Here is an 18834-nt window from a genome sequence, read left to right on the forward strand (position 1 = left end):
TATCTATAGGGGGGACTATCTCGAATTGTATTCGATTTTCTAAACAATACTTAATTGATGATTCTTCCACATCGTCTAAATACTTTTGAAAGGCTGTAATCATCTTATTTTGATGCTGTTCGATCTGTATTTTTTGCCACTGTGTATTTACATATACATCTTCGAGTTTCAATGACATACCTCGCCCTAAATAGCGTTCTCGCTAATGAACGAACAGATCGAAACGTAAACTGAATCCCTTTAGGCACTCTGTCATGAAGCAGCCAGTACAAGATTGCCAGTGTGGTCAAACGTTGCTGACCATCAATTACGCAGTATTGTTTTTGTGTAGGGTCATTTTTTTCGTGTAGCAGTATTGTACCTAAATAGTATTGACGATGACTCTCTAGTGAATCATTGTCGATAAAATCGGTGAAATCTTGCAATAATTGAGTGACTTTATCTTCATCCCAGACATAGGGGCGTTGGTAGGTATCCAACATTAACGGAGCACACTCGGTGGTTAGTTTATCAAAATCGAGTATCTGTACCGAGACATCCTCTGATGTGGTAGTCGATACGGTGGTTTTATTATTATCCCTAATACACCTCATCAACCATTTTCTCCTTGCATAAGTCTGGTCTTCCCTGTCAGTAACTCTTGCATCATGCCCTGTTTAATTTGGAGAGTTTTATTAAGGCGTTGTTCCAACGCTTGAATTTCTTTATCCATATCGGAGAGCATGGTGGCGATGGCAGTTTGTTCTTCTATATTGGGATAGCGCACGCTAATCCGTCCAAGTGCACCTCGAGAAATCCTTTTATGTGTCGTACCACCAACCTGCTCGAGAACAGATTTAAACCAATCTGATGATGAAAAATATTGATTATAGAATTCTCTACTTGTTACTTCATGCGATGGTCTGAATATAGTGACATCTACTGAAGTTATCACTTTGTCCTCACCTATATAGGGAAAAATACAAGCTCGTCCAGCAGGCTCTGCCAAACGACAAATTAGCAAATCACCTTCGTGTAGTTCCTTACACTTTAGTTTTTCAAATGACTCTTTGAAGATGTATTTTTTTGTGTCTTTATCAACATATCGACCAACACCGATATTACCTGTTTGTATTAGCCTAATACCTTTGTTCGTAATATGCTCAGCTTCAATCCAGTCACCATCATCAAATAAACTTTTTTGACAGTCAGCCAGTTCAAAGACCATTTTAACTTTCCAATCTTCAGGAATCTCACCCAACTCACTTTGTTTAGTGCCTTTTTTCGAACCATCTTCACGTAGTGCGAATTGAGGTAGACGAGTACGGCCTGTGAGGAGTTGTTGCATGGTAGCAGTTTTGATATCCCGTTTTTTTGCGATCAGTTTTTCTAATTCACTAACCAGCAAATCGACATCAGATAGTGCAGTGGCGATGGCTGTTTGTTCTTTTTTTTGCGGCTCAGGAACCCATGAAGATGCAATTGTTCCCGGAGAAGTATGCCTTACAGTTGAACCCGTAGCTGCATTCTTAATTTTGGAAAGATATACGGAAGACAACAGTGTGTAATATAGGAATCTACTTTCCCAGTTTTTTGCAAGTTGAGTAATTTTTCCTATTCGCTGGTTGTGAAGAACTTGTTCTTCTAGCTCGATAAAGGCTGGTTTACCTAGAAGGTTACAATCAGGAGTAAGGTCTGTCATTACTACAACTAAGTCCCCTTTTTTAAACTCATAGCCTTTAGGGTAGTTTGCTACATATCGCTTTGTATTTCGTGTTTCGAAATATAATCCACCTTCTAATTTAAAGTTTCCTGGGGTTAAGACTATTGGGCCTTTATTTGAGAAAAATTCGCTTTTAAACGAGAACCCGTTTTTTAAGGTAAAAATATCTTTTAATTGTTTAACTTCCCAATCCTCAGGGATCACCCCAACTTCTGTCTGCTTATAGCCAGCCGGAATAAGATTTAAACCTGTTTCAGATACTCCATTGCTCATAGCACCCACTCCAAACCCATCGCTTTTAAATGACCTGCGACTTTCTCACTCAGGTCTTCTACCGATTTACTAATATCCGGTAATGGCTCGCTGTAACGTTCTTCTAACTCTTTAACTCGATTAGCTAATTGCTGAGTCACACGCTCAATTTCTGCTTCGATATTGCTTTGCAACGTCGCTAGCCATTTATCATCCACAATCAAGTTTTTGATTTCGTCGATACTCAGTTTCGGGTATTGTTTAAACACAGCTAAATCGAGGGCATCTTGGGCTTCTTTCAGCACTTTTTTAGCATCGGCTTCATTATCAAACAGTTTTTTGGCTTGTTTTAATGCTGATTTTTCATCAGGGTCAATAGCAACTTTCAAACGTGCCGTGACTGTTGCTTTGGTGACTTTGTCTTTATCATTCAATGCATCATTAAGTAGGCCGTCGTCACCGCTATTTTCCTCAAGATAGGTCTCTAGCTCTTGGCTGGCGCTGTCGAGTTCGCTTTGTAACGTATCGACTTTGGTTTGTTCATCGGCAAAATAGCGTGCCATGATAAGAGCAGGGGGGAGCAACTCAGCTTTATACTTTGTTTTACCAATCACTAAGTCAGGTGTTTCTCTCAGTTTTTCACCTTTTTTGACTTCTAACTCACGCAATACCTTACCCGCTGACCAACCATCTTGTACCAGTACGTACACATCGTCTTGCATCGTATCACTCCAGTAATCCATCAGGATCTGGTAGATATCGTATTTGCTCAGTAACGGTGTTTGTGAATAGCTTTGCAACAAGCTTTCACCAATTTCAGCGATTAACGCTTTAGGTTGATCACCTACGGCAATCTCGGCTAACGCAGCAGCGCGAGCCCAAACGTGATAATGCTGCAAGCTATTTGTTGCAAACTGTTTGAATTCATCGTGGTTTAGAATGGTGTTTTTCACTTCAGAGGCTTTAACCAAAGCTTCACTATAACCTTCACGTGCTGGTTTGAATAAGGTCGCGCGAATACTCGGGAATATCTGCCAGTAGTGTTCTAAGGCATCGATATCACGATTAGGAATACCACCTTGTAGATGGGCTCTGAGGTCGTGCAAGTCTTCTGGTTCACTGGAATCAATATAACGTGGAATATTCAGGTTGTAGTCATTAGCCACTATTTCGCTTAATGGCACCATCCGGCTAAAGCGAGGTTGCCCCAATTGCTTGGTAAATACCTCAACAATTTTATAAATATCCTGACTACGCAAACGGTTTTTATTGCCATCTTTGATAAAGCCTTTGCTGGCATCGACCATAAAAATACTTTTCCTCGCCTGTGCGTGTTCTTTATCGATCACGATAATACAGGCAGGAATACCCGTGCCGTAGAACAGGTTGGCAGGTAAACCGATAATTCCTTTGATATAACCTTGTTTAATCAGGTTTTCACGAATACGCGCCTCGGCGTTGCCCCGGAATAATACACCGTGGGGGAGAATGACTGCGCCTTTACCTGTACTCTTTAAGCTTTTGATAATATGCAACAAGAAGGTGTAGTCACCATTTTTTTCGGGGGGAATTCCCCAGCTAAAGCGATCAAATTCATCCTCTTGAGGATTAATGCCGTTAGTCCAGTTTTTATTGGAGAAAGGGGGGTTAGCGACAGCAAAATCGAAAGTTTTCAGTTGTCCGTTGGCTTCTTTCCACTGCGGATCTGAAATTGTGTTGCCTTTCCAAATTTTTGCGGTGGCATTGTTGTGTAGGATCATGTTCATACGGGCCAAGGCGCTGGTGGCGTTGTCCATTTCTTGGCCAAAAATACTCAAGCCACGCGGTGCTTCATCACTCGCTTTTAATAATAAGGAACCTGAACCGCAAGTTGGGTCATAAACGGTAGCGTCCTGAGGGGTATTACTATCAATACCAATCACTTTCGAGAGAATGCGTGAAACTTCGGATGGGGTATAAAACTGGCCTTTGGATTTACCAGACTCAGTCGCAAAGTGACGCATAAGGTACTCATAAGCATCACCCAATAAATCGTCACCATCGGCGCGGTTCGAAGAGAGGTCAAGCCCTTCAAATATGCCTATCAGCTTGGAAAGGCGGTCAATCATCTCTTTGCCTTTGCCTAGCTTATCTTCGTCGTTAAAATCGGCGACATCGATGACACTTTTGAGGTCGTTTTCTTCGGCTAACGCACTGATAATTTTGTTTATTTTATCGCCGATTTCTTTATCGCCTTTAAGCGCAACCATATCATCAAAACTGGCACCTTGGGGCACAACAATCATACCGTATGGGTCGCCTTTATACTTATCAGAGACATACTTCATAAACAGCATGGTCAGTACATAGTCTTTGTACTGGCTGGCATCCATCCCACCGCGTAATTCGTCGCAACTGGCCCATAGTGAGGAGTATAGTTCGTTTTTCTTAATGGCCATTTGGGTCCCTTAACCTTTAGATGACAGATTTGTAGCTTATAACATTACAATGATTGATTCAGCTCGTAACTAAATAATTCACATGGCTTATCTAGCTTTTTTAAGTATTCATAGCGTGTTTGTGTACAAAAACATGGTCTAGTCCGATTTCTCACATTATGTCGCTGATACGTATTTAATATTCACTTATTAAACGGGCTACAATGATTAGCTAGTTGTCGCTATTGTTCTTTGCATGTGATTTTTATTGCAAGTGGATTTTATTATTAATGAATTGATTTTCATTGTTTTTTTACTGTTTAGTGTGATGTATCAATGTTGCTTATACTATCATTGTAATGATTTTTACTCAAAATATTCGAATTGAAGTGGATTAGAAAGAAGTGAGTCCAATTGTTTTCTTCGGCATTGGATAGTAACGTTCGTTGAGTGTGATATTAGTTTGTTATAACGATAGATTACGCAGTACTGCCAGTGTGAATATTACCTGTATAGGTGGTCCTAAGGCCACCATAAATATTATTAATATTGGCTATGACCTATCGTACGATAATTGGAACTATAGTGTTTAGAGTATTCTTTGGCTAGGTAATTTAACTGTCCTGTCACCACGTTATAATCATCGGTAAAGGATGATGCTTCTTTGTTTAAATAGTATCGATAGTTTTCTGAGTAGTGAACTACCGTACGGTTATCACCCTTGTAACAATTATGAAAGGCTATAACCTATGCTCCGGGAACTAGCACGATAGATTTTAGTGTGCTCTTTGGCTAAGTAATGTAACCGTTCCATTAATACCGCTCGATCCGCTTCAAACGTCATTGAATTCTGATTTAAGCAATACTTACCGTTATCAGGATAGTGGACCAATGCACCTGTCGGATCTGTGATAGGGTCTAATTGGAGCTGTAACGCACTGTACCACGCAGACGTGATCATCGTCCTTAGACTCGGTTCATCAAGGTTATAGTCTCCTAGGTGATAATGAGCGTCTTTATTGAAGATTAATACGCAGTGGTAGTGAGGTAAGTCAGAACTGGATTGTTCTTTCACCCACACATAACGTAAACGGTTAGGATAAATACGTTGTCCGTTCTTCGCTTTATTATACGTGTAGTGCTTAAGCTTAGCATTTAATGAATCAATGAAACGAGACATTACCTTATCTAGGTTAATAAAGCAGGTTGGCATATCACCGTGGTTATCTATGACAGGGAACCGTAAGTCTACGCGTAATGCCATAATACGTGTGTAGTCAGTTAAGGAACGGGTTAAGGTGTTTTCTATGATTCTTATGTAATCAGGGTTATACATGGAATCGTTATCATTAGACATAAGGTTACCTTAGAGCCATGGGTAATGGCTCAGCGATTAATTTAAGAGGTAGGGTATAGGTAATTAGGGTTACCTATACCCAGTTTGCGTTAATGGTTAATTCGATTACATACCTAATGATGAATATGTATTTATAGTTCTATTCACTAATAGGATTATATGGCTAGTAGATATATGTCAGTTAATTAATAGATCTATATATTAGATTAAATAGATCGGTACTAGATTAGTAATAGATTAGTAATAGATTAGTAATAGATTAGAGGTATTATTACCTATCCAACATCAATAATATCGCTCAGTCCCCTTTATATCAGGGCTGGTTAATAAATAACCACTCTGGAGTTAGGTGTTTTTTCAAATAACCGTTTTGTCCAATAACGCTTTACTGTTGAAAGGCTAATGTTAAATTGTTTAGCTACCTCTCGTTGCTTAAATCCTTTTTGTCGCATCCGATAAATAGCCTCGCTATATACACTGCCTTCAGGTCGACCTAATTGCTTATGACGGTTTAATGCGATTAGGTGCCTCCTTTCTAATTTGAGTTTTTCATAATTATCCTCAATATTGTTAATTTGATAAAATAGATCTCCGAGAAGAATTTTATTCATCAAAATATTTTCATGTGGTTCATCGATTAGAGCAATAGCCATACCAATAGACTGGCAACGCTGTACGATGTTGACAATCTGTTGTGTATTGTTTCCCAAATTGGTCAAGCTGTGGATTAATAACGTATCATTAGGTTTAAATATATTATTAATATACTTCATTAGATTTTGGGGTAGTTTGGTAATCTCCGTAATTAACTGTTCTTCTATAATAACCTGACTTATTATATCCTCATTTTCTTGAAGGATATCTCTGGCACTTTGTTCCAGTCCCTGTAGGCTATACTGGCTATTTTTCACTGTTCGAAAGTAAGCATAATGGCTCATGGTAATCCCTTTGGTTTCAAAAAACGAATTGATGATACCTTATAATGGGTTTATGATTATCGTATTTGGGCTTTTTGTAATTGAGTGATTGATATGAGTTTTATCTATAACACCAATCAATATGCATTGATGATTAGTATGGTAAATAGGGATGAAAGCCGCATAGCAATTATTTAATACGATTTGATTTTTTTCCATTGCGGCTTCTAAACCATGTATAACGATATCATTCATCGGTAAATAAATAATCGTATTGAAGTCGAACATGTAATTTTTGTATTCGGTTTCTTTAATTAATATTGTATTTGATAATCCTCCTGCTTGATGCGTTTTATAATGAACATGTCTATCAGTATAAATAAGTATCGCCTTTTTAATCCGAGGTTGGTCTATATAGCCATTTAAGGTTTCTTCAAGTGATTTCTTTTCTCTCAATCCTACTTTGGGACTTTTATAGGTGTGTGGGTACACATGCGCATCAAGTAAAACGCCTTTTTCTGTTATGTGTGTATGCCATATATCAGTGAGATATTCTGCTAAACAAAATACAGGGGCAGTTCCAAATGAAGTCCGTGGCGTTTTTTTGGGTGTAAAAAAATTACTGATTAACTCATTCGTTAATTTTTGATATTCGTCTATTTCAGAAAGTAAAGGAGATGTGCTTGCAAGCACACTAGAAATAAATGAGGAACGAGAGATATTTTGTTTACGACAAAAATTATCAATAGTATTTAAGCTTGATTCATCTTTTAATGTAATGGTGATTTTTTTTGACATAATGATTATTCCTTTCTGGTGTTAAATTTAATAAAAATCATCCTAAGTGAATTGTCATCATTTGATGCATTCATCATCGAGTGTTTTATTTTTTAATGTGTTCACAAAAAATAAAATGGAGTTTCTAATCGCACTCAACTATTTGTTATAGTCGTTTCGTGCTTAATACGATTGTCTATTCAGTAACCAATCATTCACTTCGGATTCAATCCAGCCAACGGATTGGCGACCTAAGCGTTTTTGCTTTGGAAACGTCGGATCATAGCGTGGTGATTTTGGGTTTATCCAGTCATATAGTGTTGAACGGGCAACACCGATTCTTTGAATTACGGCTGGCAGTCGTAGCATTCTAATATCGGGGGATCTCATTGTGTTTTCCTCTCTTGTGTTGCTATGAAGTTTACAATGTTTTTAGTCTATCGAATATCTGAAAGGGTAAATAGACAGTAAGCAAAAATTCTATTTATTCAATATTAGGGGAGTAGTTAAGTGTTTGATTATAATTTACTTTTTGATGAAGTCAAAAGGCAGGTTAGCTTTAAGCAAAAGCAATTATTTGAAGAAATCTATAAAGGTTGGAGAGGATTAACAAAAAAATCTAAAGATGATGCAATATGTATGCTAGTAAGTCTAAATCCAGACTCAATCCGTCAAATGGGTGAGATGTATAGACAGGGTTATCTCTCTTTAGATAGAAGAATAGAAGGCAAAGCTAGTGAACTATACAAACGCATTTTAAAAAGTAAGGGGAAGGTAAAAATACATGAGCGGCTGTGTTTAAGTAAAAATGCTAAAATAAGTGATATGCATACAGGAGTTAATGATTTTTTGCTGGATAGGATTTTCTGGTCAAGTGTTAATTATAGATTGGCTATACGTCTTGAGCGTAATGATTCTTCAGATTTGCGTGCGATTGCTATACGCTCTTTATTAAAAAGTATTGAGATATTAAGTGAATGTTTTGGTTTGGGGCTTTATAGCAAGTATAGTGAAGAAATAAATCGATTAAGCAAACAAAGAGCCGAAGCTGGGAGAAAAGGTGCAGGATTACGCAACCAATATATCCTTGATATACAACAGTATACATATGCATTATTACATGAACGTAAGCCTAGAGATGGGAAATGGAAAAATAAGAGTGTGGCAATAAGAGATATAGAGAGTAAGTTGCGAACTTATATCCTGTCTTTGCAAAAAAAAGATGATTATGTAGGGCAACGGTATGAGGATTTAGAAAGAACCATATTGAAATGGTCTAGAGAAGACAATAATTTGGTTAAAGTGGCAATGGAAGAAACGGCTAATATCAGAAAAAGTGCGAAAAAATGATTGAGCTAGAATTTCGCTCTAGATTAATAATTCAATAAAATTGCTCGAATTATTTGTGGCATTATCAATGCCGATATTAGAAGAATTTTTAAGAATGCAATAAAAATAACATATTTATTTGATTCGCTGTAGGAGCTATACCTACAGCGCTTAGTATTAATGTTAAGTGAAAAGGTAATCAGCCCACGCTTGCATCATCGGTCGTCGTTGCTCTAATAAATCAGTGCGGTGGTAAGCCGCTTCCACTTTATTTTTTACGGTATGAGCAAGTGCTCGTTCAGCTAAATCGCGCGAATAGCCATGCTCTGAACACCAATCTCGAAAGGTAGAACGAAAACCGTGTGCTGTTGCGACACGTCTACTTGTGTCACTGGGGGCTTTAGTCCGCCTAAGAAATGCGGTGACAACCATATCAGAGAGTACAATTTGTTTTCTGGGGGAGGGAAATACCAGTGTATCATGCGCGCCTTTTAGATTGCTTAATAGCGCTAAAGTTTGTTGAGATAATGGAACTCTGTGTTGTAACCCTGATTTCATGCGTTCTGCGGGTATTGTCCATATAGCACGTTTGAAATCAATTTCCTGCCATTGCATCGCTCTAGCCTCGCCAGAACGACAGGCTGTTAACATGATAAATAGCAGTATTGCTCGGGTAACATTGTAACGTTCGGGTTGGTATATATGTGTGCGAATATATAAAGGTAGCATTTTCCAAGGCATCGCAGGTTGATGCTCGGTACGTACATGAGCGCTGATTTGTTGCGGTAATAAATGGTTAACGACATCAGTAGGGTTGGCTGCGCAATAGCCATGAGCCCATCCCCACTGCATAACTGCGTGGATACGTTGTTTTATGCGGGAGGCTGTTTCTGAGCGAGTTAGCCAGATAGGGCGTAATGCATCTGCAATATTGGCTGGAGTTATGATATCCAACTTTAATAAACCTATGGTAGGAAATACATATTGTTCCAGTGTAGTGATCCATTGTTTACCGTGTTTTTCATTTTTCCAGCCGGGAAGTAACTCTGCATGGAGTTTACGGGCAGCCACCTCAAAAGTAGGGATTGAAGGTTCATCGGAGATTGATTTTTTGAGCTCAAGGGGATCAATACCTTTAATGATTTGCTCTCGCATCGTTGAGGCAATATTTGCCGCTTCGGAAATTGTGATTTCAGGGTAACTCCCTAGCCCTGCATTTCGGCGTTTTTGTGTTACTGGACTCATATAACGAAGTACCCACTTTCCTCTACCTTTTGTTGATGACGGGTGTAGCGTTAATCCGGTGATACCACCGTGAGGTAATGGTTTATCGCCGGGCTGTATATGTTTAGCTTTGGAATGCGTTAGTAAAGCCATGATGAATAAATCCTAACTTTTGGGTATGCCATTGAGTATGCCATTAAGGCTAAGTATTGAATGGAATTGATTATATGCATTTGGATTGGGTTTTGAAATAATCAATTGATAATAAAGGGTAAATTGGATTTGTTTGGATTGTATTGGATTGATTTATGGCAGACGTCCGTTCCGCCAAATTATAACGCCACGCTAATTTATTAGCGTGGCGTTTTCTTTTTGAATGACTGTATTCAACTGCACTGAGAGTTCCTTTCTATAGATATCATTTGCTGCTTCTAATAACTTCTTCGAGTTAAGTTTTGATATAATGAGATTTGTAAATAGTAAACTTGCGAGAATAATTCGCATTTTTTTCAATCATATTAACTACTTTAAAATTTTTCATGTTGTTATTGATATGTGATTTTGAGCACTTATCTTAAAATTAATTTCTTATTTAAAATAATTAATTTAAATTTTGTATTGCTTGTATTAATAGTAATTCGCATGAACTCTAACTAAGATAACAGATCTAAAGTAATCTAACCAATCTTTTCCTAATACTTTAAGATATGTATGAAGACTATCAATAGAAATAGCAGATTGGCCATTCTCATATCTTGATATTTGTTGTTGGCTCAAATTTAATAGATTTCCTACCTCTGTACCCGTTAATGATCTTTCAATACGTGCAGATTTTAAGTATTTTGCGGTGGCCATAACAATATCTAGGTCGTTATTTATATTCAATTCTTTAGTATTGATATGTTTCATTTTATATTCTCTCTATTATAAATTTATTATCTAAAAGTTAGCTATTAATGATAGCACTATTTTAAATTTTTTGGCTTTCTCAATGAAGGGTAGATTATATTTTTTAGTTACTAATGTGAAATTGTTTTAATGAATCAAAAATAGTTTATTTAATAGGCCCTGACTATCAATATAGATATTAATAATGACTATAAGCTATTAAACTAAAGTATAGGTTTTTATAATTCAATAAAAACAATGCGTTATGTTAACTTGAAGGGGGGCTTAAAAGTAGAAATATAATAAATAATAAATGAAAAAAATGCATTTATAGTCATATAAAAGTAATTATTTATATTTTTACATAAAATTACAGAAAGTATTTATAGATTAAGTTGAAATGGTGACTTATTAAGGGTTGAGTTAGTACTTATCGATAGGTAGCATACAAATTTAATTCTAGATAAAAGTATAATCAAACCTAATTAGTTGGAGATAAATAGAAATGATAATAAGAAGCAAAGATGCAATACTTGCTATTATCTAAACTTTATAAGTGGAACGCTATATATTAAATTGTATTTAATTTGGCTTGTCTGCTACAGACAAAATAAGGGCCAAACGAACTTGAAAAAAGGTACCAATCAGGAGTTATCTCATCAATTTCTACATATGCAATTGAATTTAGGTTGAATGCTTTGAAATATTTTTCGAATATATCATCAGGGACATTATCATTTGTAGATTTTCTGTCATAACTTATGGTTAATTTTAAATCTTTTATATACTGTCTTGATGATTGATTGAAATGAACAACTCGATTGACAGTATATGTCTTATCAGTTGTAATTGTTCCTAATAATTTAATATACCCACTGTTATCATTGTTTTTTACTAATTTCATATCTAGTGCATATGATGATTTATTATTAGCCAATATGAAATTAGAGGAAACAGTTGCTTCGCAATATTGCGCTTTATTTTTTTCTAAATTCAAGTTAAACAACAAGAAAACGATGATTAATGAAAATGTTAGTATCAATGAGTATAGTGTTTTATTAGTCATTTTTTTCCTGCCAGTTTATTCTTGTTGAAATGCAATCTTTGTTTTTTTTGCATTTTACTAATAAGCTATGTTTGTTTTTTCCTAAGTTTTGTATGTTGTTGTAATAATAAAAGATATCAGAATCTTCACAGGTTAAGTTAAAATCAATTGCTTGTTTGCCTATTGTATCACTTATGTTTTTTTCATAGTTATCTTTGAATCCATAAACAGGGCAATCACCAATTGTGCTAATTTTGTATGATTGTATTGATGTATATGGGTATTTTACTGCGTAAATTTGATTTACAAGGTAAATAATCACCAAAAGTAAAAAAACACTAATTATCAATAATATTTTTTTAATAATATGATTTTTATTACTAAGTAATAGTGATTTGGCAGATTTTTTGCTTGAAATGGGAGGGTTAGCTAGGCTTTTCTCTATTTTGTTATTGAACTTGGCAATCGATTCTTCAATTTGAATTTCAGAAGAGATAACAAGGCCTTTTTTTGATATGCTTAGAATTGCATTTTCAACTAAAAGCTGTTGATGTAATACTTTTCTTAATGTACTAATGTATTGGTTAAGCGTGTTTATCGAAACTTTTAAGTCATATTTATTTAGTATTTTTTTTAGTATCTCTTCACGAGTGATAGTCGTTTTGTTATTTTGAATTAGTATTATAAAAATATAATTCAATACGGGGGTTAATTTCATTACACTGAGTTCTGTATCCACCCTAAATATTTCACCTAAGTCAGAGTTATATTTTATTATGTTATTCAGTATATATATCATACATGACTCTTATTTAGTTATTAAAATATGTGCTTAGTTTGGTTACTTTTAGCTAACATGATAGTCATTGATTTTAAAGTAATTATATCAGTGTAATATACTACTCTTTTTTTGAGAAGAAAATATGAAAATAAATTTTTGTTTATAATGATTGGTTATATATGTAATGATGAAAAATTTCAGTGTATCGTATTAATGAAACTGACATTTTTTGTTTTGATGTTTTATATTTGGGCAAAAAACAGTATTAATCACTATTTCAAGTCATAGATGCTTAAATTAATTTATTTTTAAATTGTCTGAAGCAATTTTATATAACTGAGTTTTATGAATTTGTAATGCTTTTAGGTAATTATAGATACAGAGTATCTATCGAATTATGATTAGATAATTAAATTTTTTTAAACAATAGCATAGTCAAATTTGTCATTTTATTTTATAACAAATTGATATTATTGGTTTTTTATTCACAGTTGCCAATTGGGTAATATTTATCAAAGATTACAATATATTTACGGCTCTTCTTTTTAAGACGCTCATCTTTAGATTCTTGGCCAGGTAATAAGTAAAATACATAAGGCTCGGAATCATCATTAGCATCACAGTTTTCATGTAAGAGCACTCTAAAATAGGTATTTCCCGTATTTTTTAGAATACGAGTACTGGGATTAAGCTCATATTTGAAATCTGGTTTTTTGGGTCTTACAACGAAATAGGTTTCTAGGCTAACCGTTGGGTAAAATAAAGGTCGCTTTTTTTGTTCATCATCATTACGCATATCAAGAGGCGTTTCGCTAATGATGATTTTATAATAGCGCTCAGTCTCATCGGTTTCTCCTCGATAAAAAATCTTAAAAAACTCTTGTTCTCCAGGTAATAAAATTTTCTTCAATGGAGTAAAAATAATCTCGCCATTATGGAGAGATGTTTCATGTTCTTGGTTACCTGGTTTATCAATTTTGTAAGCACTAAAATTATATAAATTAGTTTTATTTGTATCATTGATGTATGGCTTAGAAAAAAACTCTTGTCCTGACTCCATCGAAGAAATATCTGCATTGATATATAAAGCAACAGCACTATTGCAAAGCATTGATAGCACAATCAAGAATAGGATTTTAAGTAAATAAAATGGTTTCATATTAAAAATCCAAGCCAAAGTTTAAGTATATATGAGGTTCAATAAAAGGGCCATTTGAGCTTTTACAAGTAGCCCTATAAGTCGTCATTAGATATTATTGAATATCGGGTCCAGTCCAAATTGCTTTGACAGTTATTGTGCCACTTGCAGAAACGGTTCCTAACCAATCAATGCCATCTAATGTAAAAAATGATTCAGAGTCATTCATTGGGAATGATAAATCTAAGTTAGTCCGATAAAAAGATCCTAAATCCTCATTAGGCCTATCCCATGGTGTTTCAGACCATAATGCATTTTTTAATGAAACTTCATTGCTATCACAACTTGCTCGGTGTGATTCTCTAGCGCCATTTTCATTTTTAAATGAAAGATAAGCGGAAAAAGGGACATTAAGTTTATTATCACTCGAGGTAAATAAACAGTATGATTGTCCTTTTAATGTTGTGTTTGGTCCTTCAACTTTTGCCGTAATAGAATCCGCTTGTCTTGGCCCGCTAGTTGTGACGATATAATTAAATTCTATTGGTGGTTCATCATTGCCGACTTTGCCCGTTTTCGATTGGTTTGGGTTAAAATCTGCAGGAATAATGCTGATTCCATAATCCCTCGGTTTAATTATTAAGAAATTTGAAGGCGTAAATTCATAAAATCCCGATTGAGGAAGTGGTGATTGAAAACCAAAAGTATACACGCTATCAGCGAGTGTGACGGTTGAATTAGGTGAAGCATCAACAATTGACTTTAAATACTCATTTGAGAGGAAAACCTCAATATTTTGTGAGCCATTATTAAAGATCTCTGACATGTTGGTTGTTGAGGACCAATTCGTCCAGCGTGTGCTGTTACTCCCTTTATACTGAATAAGTGCAGCCCGGGGGTCCCTAGCTAAGCCTAATTTTGCGCTATCAATATACATACGAACTGTAAATGTACCGCCGATAGATTGCCCTTGGGTTTCTAATTCAACTAACTTACAAATAATTCCAGATGTATTTCCAACAATTCCTGTTGAGCAAAAGTTAGAACCAAGTCCAATAGTTGGATTGCCATTGCTATCCACAAAAACTTCTTGTAAGGCTCCCGTTCCTTTTAGAATAATATTGCCTTTTTTATTGGTTGGAATGTAATGTTGTTGTGTTGTTGTTCTTCCGCCACTCGTCATACAGGTTGCGTTACTTAAATCATAATCATCGCGGCTTGTACAGGTTCTTAAATCAAAAGTATATTCTGTTCCTGGTGGTATTTCGGCTAACCAGCGATAAAAAGATTCAGAAAATATCGGTCTTGAATATCCAGACTCACCCGGTGTTCCTGTTTGTTGGATTTTATACGCACCATTATCTCGTAACTGCTGAGCTGACCAATAAGACGTCGCCGGGCAATTTCGGTTATTTGTCATACAACGATTCCCGATAAAAGGTTGGCTTACGGGAGAATTTTCTAACCAAATATCACCTGTATTATAAGTTGAGCTAAAAGGTGTTCCTGTATATCCCATATAACCTAAGCTGTATTGCCTATTGCGCTGGTATTTTGTGAATACATTTGAGCCCGAGAAGCGTGGGTCAACTCTATTAGCAACAATAAAGAATTCGTTATCAACTTGGTTTTCGACAATGACATACTCTTGTAATGGTGCTGTTGCAGAAAACGAATTCGGTATTAGAGCCGAAAATGAAATAAAAAGTGCTGTTATCGATAATAATCGCATATTAAATTAGCCTTTAAAGTGATAATTAACGTTTAGCAAATGCTTCTTGAGGTTCACATGTCACCTCACCGACCCACAATGCACCACGTGCACCTTGAAGGTTTAAATCTGCTTCACAAATTGTTTGCTGATCATCTTGTAATAGCGATATCACTGGATATCGGACGTCAACATCCATGGAAAATTCACCATTTTGATCTGTTTTTGTGCGACCAATATGATTTCGAATTGAGGCATATTTTATGTATTCACCATTTGGTGATTTCAGACGGCCAAATACCGTGACTAATTGCCTTACCTTTGGTTGATAAAGAGCAATGTTTCCTGGGTATAATGTGACGGATTTATTTCGCCCTGAGACAATATCAAAGCTGTCTTTTGATTTTCCGTCATTCATTAACTGAATGTCATAATCCGAATAAGGGGATAATGGAATAAAGGTATTTTTTCCGCTAATTGGGTAATTTTGCCCATTTACTTTTGCGACCATACTACCGCTACCTTTTATATCGGAATTAATAATAACGCCTGATTTGCCTTGCTGCCCACTTGGCATGATCATGCCGTCGCTATATGCCACTGAGCCACGAGATGTTAAGTTGCCATTAAGCCTGTTATTATCGGGGCGATTAATCGTCACTGTACCTGAATTATATTTAGTATCATAAGAAGCATAGCCTAATGTTGAAAAATTGGATTCACCATTATCTTTATCTCGGACTAATTTGGAGACAGAAACCCCTGCATTGGTAATCACCGAATTTTCAAAATTTTTATTCGCATAAATATTCGCTTTCACATTACCATTTGTTGAGGAAACACCTGTACTCAACCATGTTGATAAGGGTAAGGAAAAATCGAGGTTAATATATTTTTCGTTGGTACTATTTTGATTATCATAATGATAACGCTGTACACCTGCTCTTAGCCCCACGGTTCCATAACGGCCAGAGAATAATGTATTCGCATATTCATAGTTAATTGAATCACTGCCAATACGACGATCTTTAGTATTACTAATAGTCAGTGACCCAGTTCTATCAATTATTTTGTCAAAATTAATGGTTCCGCCATAAGAATAACTGTCAGCATCATAAAGTGGTAAATCACCAGTCACTACAGTTTTTTCTTTAGATGCCCATAAAGAACCGTAACCTTCCGGTATATTGACAGAAAGAGTCGCAATATTACGATAACTACCATGGTTTTCTAGCATGCCTTGCCAGTTAACTGAGATATAGTTATTTAAAGCTGCATTGATACTCGTTTCTTGTACAACAAATTTATCAAACCCATAATTTGACATTTGAAAACGCACGCCAGACAACACAGGGAAGTTATAAGCGAAAGAGGCTCCGATTAAATGGCTTTTACCAGGAGTTTGGCTCGTTGAGCCTTCATTTCTTACATAATGGCGCTTATCAAAGTCAATATAACCACCATAAATTTCCCAATTGAGTTTATCAAAACCGCCTGTTATCGCTCCGAAGGATTTATTAATTGTTTGGTGCTGTGTTGTGACAATTTTGCCATCGATTACCGTCTCAATAGTGACGTCGTAAATGCCATAAGGCAGTATACTTGTATCAATTTCAAAATTACCCATGGGAAAATTTTGAATATTTAATAATTTACCTTGTCGATAAATACGTACTTCACCTGGGCTATTTAAAAAAGCATAAATCGGCGTGAGTGATTGCTGCTTATTTGTCACCATACTTGAGGAATTGTTTCCTATTGATGCCGCATAAATTTTACTGCTGCTAAGGGCAGTTAAGCTGGCAATAGACTGCAAATTCCATGTACTCATTAGCCCAAGTGCAAAACGGAATCCGTTGAAATCACGCTCATACATTGCACGATACAGTTCAACATTAGAATTAGATTTTCCAATGCTATATGCTGATGCATTTACATTAAAGTGATGTTCCGCAGCTGCGAATAATGTATCTAAATTGAAATAGCTACTGGATGTATCTTTTGAATCTTTAACACGGCTCTGAAATACCCCTAAATCATAGTTAGCTACTGCTGAAAATGAATTGACTGAAGAATTTCCTAGTACAGATTGCCGCGCATGTTCTTTTGGCGAAAAAGCAGCTTTATCAACATCTAATGATAAATTAAATGAAGAGATGTTTAATTGAAGGGTTGCATTATTATCAATAACAATGCCATTACTTTCATTAAAAATGGCATCCTTTTTTTCTTCAAGTTTATCGACTAGTAAATTATTTAGTTTCGCACCGTGCTCATTTTCAATGAGATGAATACTTGATAATTTAATATTATCATGGTCGATTACAATAACTGCATCTGCAATTTTGCTTTCGCTCTGATTGGTTACCGTATCATCATTTAGTCGTAAAAAAACAGGTACAGACATTCCTTCTTCCAATGCACTAACAAATGCAGGAGGAATAATATATCCACCGATCTTAACGCTTTTCATTTCATTGGCATTAATCGTATTCGAAAAAATAATACTTAATATTGATAAAGCAATAGCACTTTTACGCATAATTTAAGTCCATTCTTAATTATTTGACAACAATGAACTCTCCTTTGTGCCAAATACCTACGCTTGATTTTTTATTTGTGACATCGACAAATTGTAATTTGACAGCTAAATTTGGCATGAGGTAATAACGCTCGCGACAAATACCATCCGCTCCGTATTTTTGTTTTTCTGCTAAACAAGGGCCTGAAGCCACTACACGGAAGGTGCTGTTTCCAGTATTTGAAACTTGGGAATTAGAATATTTATAATTAAAGTTTTCAATTCTTGGTGCGACAACGAGAATTGTGCTAATTGTTGCCGATGTTGTTGCTGATGCCGATTTCGCACTTTGTGTAACACCACTCTCGCCAATAGGATCATCTTTCCAATTTAATCGATAGTAACGTTCTTTATTATCTTTTGGGCCTTGATAAATTATCTTAAATATATCTTTTGCATGCCCCGGAAGAATTAAGTTAGCGGGGGTTGATAATATTTCATTGGGATCAGTAACTGGAATTACTTTTCCAGTATCAAGTGGTGAATCTATTTTTTCTATCGTTAAATTTACCAATCTTGCCGTATCTACTGTATTTTCAATTTCTTTAGATAAGGTGTCTTCATCCGATGATATTATTTCAGTGATATTTCCCACATTGACAGCAAAACTGCTTTTTAATGGTAACCATGATAATAAAATTAATGCTAATGTTATCTTTTTCATAATCATAAATTTATAAAATGAATGACGATAAAGATATTATTTCCCTATAGT

The 18834-nt window shown here is 35.6% G+C and carries 17 protein-coding genes; 1 reads left to right on the top strand and 16 read right to left on the bottom strand.

Going from position 1 to position 18834, the window contains the following annotated elements:
• Positions 1 to 104: 104 nt before the first annotated feature.
• The 8 genes from PR725_RS12405 to PR725_RS12440 all read right to left on the bottom strand — a co-directional run bounded on the left by PR725_RS12405 (position 105) and on the right by PR725_RS12440 (position 7812).
• On the bottom strand, positions 105 to 593 hold the full coding sequence (locus tag PR725_RS12405; protein ID WP_272569220.1) for a DUF262 domain-containing protein: 489 nt from the start codon (positions 591 to 593) through the stop codon (positions 105 to 107).
• The gene (locus PR725_RS12410; RefSeq protein ID WP_272569222.1) at positions 593 to 1975 is read right to left on the bottom strand and encodes a restriction endonuclease subunit S; all 1383 of its coding nucleotides are present in this window, start codon (positions 1973 to 1975) and stop codon (positions 593 to 595) included. Before PR725_RS12410 ends, PR725_RS12405 begins: the two co-directional genes overlap by 1 nt.
• Entirely contained in the window at positions 1972 to 4392 is a 2421-nt protein-coding gene (locus PR725_RS12415; RefSeq protein WP_272569225.1) for a type I restriction-modification system subunit M, read from the bottom strand. Before PR725_RS12415 ends, PR725_RS12410 begins: the two co-directional genes overlap by 4 nt.
• 522 nt (positions 4393 to 4914) lie before the next feature.
• Complete coding sequence (locus PR725_RS12420) at positions 4915 to 5115, bottom strand: YagK/YfjJ domain-containing protein (protein ID WP_272569357.1); 201 nt, start codon at positions 5113 to 5115, stop codon at positions 4915 to 4917.
• Positions 5102 to 5728 carry an inovirus Gp2 family protein gene (locus tag PR725_RS12425; protein ID WP_272569227.1) on the bottom strand — a complete coding sequence of 209 codons (627 nt, stop codon included), beginning with the start codon at positions 5726 to 5728 and terminating at the stop codon, positions 5102 to 5104. Before PR725_RS12425 ends, PR725_RS12420 begins: the two co-directional genes overlap by 14 nt.
• Before the next feature lie 323 nt (positions 5729 to 6051).
• Positions 6052 to 6666: a helix-turn-helix domain-containing protein gene (locus PR725_RS12430; protein WP_272569229.1), complete on the bottom strand. Its 615-nt coding sequence runs from the start codon at positions 6664 to 6666 to the stop codon at positions 6052 to 6054.
• Between the two features lie 39 nt (positions 6667 to 6705).
• Positions 6706 to 7443, bottom strand: a complete 738-nt coding sequence (locus tag PR725_RS12435; protein ID WP_272569232.1) for a hypothetical protein — start codon at positions 7441 to 7443, stop codon at positions 6706 to 6708.
• Between the two features lie 162 nt (positions 7444 to 7605).
• Complete coding sequence (locus PR725_RS12440; protein WP_272569234.1) at positions 7606 to 7812, bottom strand: helix-turn-helix transcriptional regulator; 207 nt, start codon at positions 7810 to 7812, stop codon at positions 7606 to 7608.
• Positions 7813 to 7932: 120 nt separating this feature from the next.
• On the opposite strand from PR725_RS12440, the gene PR725_RS12445 reads away from it, so the two are divergent.
• Positions 7933 to 8772, top strand: coding sequence for a hypothetical protein (locus PR725_RS12445; RefSeq protein WP_272569236.1), 840 nt, complete (start codon positions 7933 to 7935; stop codon positions 8770 to 8772).
• 162 nt (positions 8773 to 8934) lie between these two features.
• Here the strand turns inward: PR725_RS12445 and PR725_RS12450 are convergent, their stop codons facing one another.
• The 8 genes from PR725_RS12450 to PR725_RS12485 form a co-directional block, all read right to left on the bottom strand.
• Entirely contained in the window at positions 8935 to 10128 is a 1194-nt protein-coding gene (locus PR725_RS12450; RefSeq protein WP_272569238.1) for a tyrosine-type recombinase/integrase, read from the bottom strand.
• A gap of 474 nt (positions 10129 to 10602) precedes the next feature.
• Complete coding sequence (locus PR725_RS12455; protein ID WP_004914468.1) at positions 10603 to 10884, bottom strand: helix-turn-helix domain-containing protein; 282 nt, start codon at positions 10882 to 10884, stop codon at positions 10603 to 10605.
• A gap of 550 nt (positions 10885 to 11434) precedes the next feature.
• Positions 11435 to 11929: a FidL-like protein gene (locus PR725_RS12460; protein WP_004914465.1), complete on the bottom strand. Its 495-nt coding sequence runs from the start codon at positions 11927 to 11929 to the stop codon at positions 11435 to 11437.
• Positions 11922 to 12647: a winged helix-turn-helix domain-containing protein gene (locus PR725_RS12465; protein ID WP_162598834.1), complete on the bottom strand. Its 726-nt coding sequence runs from the start codon at positions 12645 to 12647 to the stop codon at positions 11922 to 11924. The genes PR725_RS12460 and PR725_RS12465 overlap by 8 nt, the downstream gene beginning before the upstream one ends.
• A 523-nt stretch (positions 12648 to 13170) precedes the next feature.
• Complete coding sequence (locus PR725_RS12470) at positions 13171 to 13800, bottom strand: fimbrial protein (RefSeq protein WP_442959435.1); 630 nt, start codon at positions 13798 to 13800, stop codon at positions 13171 to 13173.
• A gap of 142 nt (positions 13801 to 13942) precedes the next feature.
• The gene (locus PR725_RS12475; protein WP_004914456.1) at positions 13943 to 15559 is read right to left on the bottom strand and encodes a hypothetical protein; all 1617 of its coding nucleotides are present in this window, start codon (positions 15557 to 15559) and stop codon (positions 13943 to 13945) included.
• 25 nt (positions 15560 to 15584) lie between these two features.
• Positions 15585 to 18080, bottom strand: a complete 2496-nt coding sequence (locus tag PR725_RS12480) for a TcfC E-set like domain-containing protein (RefSeq protein ID WP_272569244.1) — start codon at positions 18078 to 18080, stop codon at positions 15585 to 15587.
• A 19-nt stretch (positions 18081 to 18099) separates the two neighbouring features.
• Positions 18100 to 18783 (bottom strand): hypothetical protein, encoded by a 684-nt coding sequence (locus PR725_RS12485; protein WP_004914450.1) that lies wholly within the window; start codon positions 18781 to 18783, stop codon positions 18100 to 18102.
• Between the last annotated feature and the right edge of the window lie 51 nt (positions 18784 to 18834).

Source organism: Providencia sp. PROV255, assembly GCF_028478065.1.
Lineage (GTDB): Bacteria > Pseudomonadota > Gammaproteobacteria > Enterobacterales > Enterobacteriaceae > Providencia > Providencia rettgeri.

Bases quoted from the DNA above. Each gene is read 5' to 3' on its own strand.
- PR725_RS12405 (WP_272569220.1), bottom strand. From the start codon at position 593: ATGAGGTGTATTAGGGATAATAATAAAACCACCGTATCGACTACCACA.
- PR725_RS12410 (WP_272569222.1), bottom strand. From the start codon at position 1,975: ATGAGCAATGGAGTATCTGAAACAGGTTTAAATCTTATTCCGGCTGGC.
- PR725_RS12415 (WP_272569225.1), bottom strand. From the start codon at position 4,392: ATGGCCATTAAGAAAAACGAACTATACTCCTCACTATGGGCCAGTTGC.
- PR725_RS12425 (WP_272569227.1), bottom strand. From the start codon at position 5,728: ATGTCTAATGATAACGATTCCATGTATAACCCTGATTACATAAGAATC.
- PR725_RS12430 (WP_272569229.1), bottom strand. From the start codon at position 6,666: ATGAGCCATTATGCTTACTTTCGAACAGTGAAAAATAGCCAGTATAGC.
- PR725_RS12435 (WP_272569232.1), bottom strand. From the start codon at position 7,443: ATGTCAAAAAAAATCACCATTACATTAAAAGATGAATCAAGCTTAAAT.
- PR725_RS12440 (WP_272569234.1), bottom strand. From the start codon at position 7,812: ATGAGATCCCCCGATATTAGAATGCTACGACTGCCAGCCGTAATTCAA.
- PR725_RS12450 (WP_272569238.1), bottom strand. From the start codon at position 10,128: ATGGCTTTACTAACGCATTCCAAAGCTAAACATATACAGCCCGGCGAT.
- PR725_RS12455 (WP_004914468.1), bottom strand. From the start codon at position 10,884: ATGAAACATATCAATACTAAAGAATTGAATATAAATAACGACCTAGAT.
- PR725_RS12460 (WP_004914465.1), bottom strand. From the start codon at position 11,929: ATGACTAATAAAACACTATACTCATTGATACTAACATTTTCATTAATC.
- PR725_RS12470 (WP_442959435.1), bottom strand. From the start codon at position 13,800: ATGCTTTGCAATAGTGCTGTTGCTTTATATATCAATGCAGATATTTCT.
- PR725_RS12475 (WP_004914456.1), bottom strand. From the start codon at position 15,559: ATGCGATTATTATCGATAACAGCACTTTTTATTTCATTTTCGGCTCTA.
- PR725_RS12480 (WP_272569244.1), bottom strand. From the start codon at position 18,080: ATGCGTAAAAGTGCTATTGCTTTATCAATATTAAGTATTATTTTTTCG.
- PR725_RS12485 (WP_004914450.1), bottom strand. From the start codon at position 18,783: ATGAAAAAGATAACATTAGCATTAATTTTATTATCATGGTTACCATTA.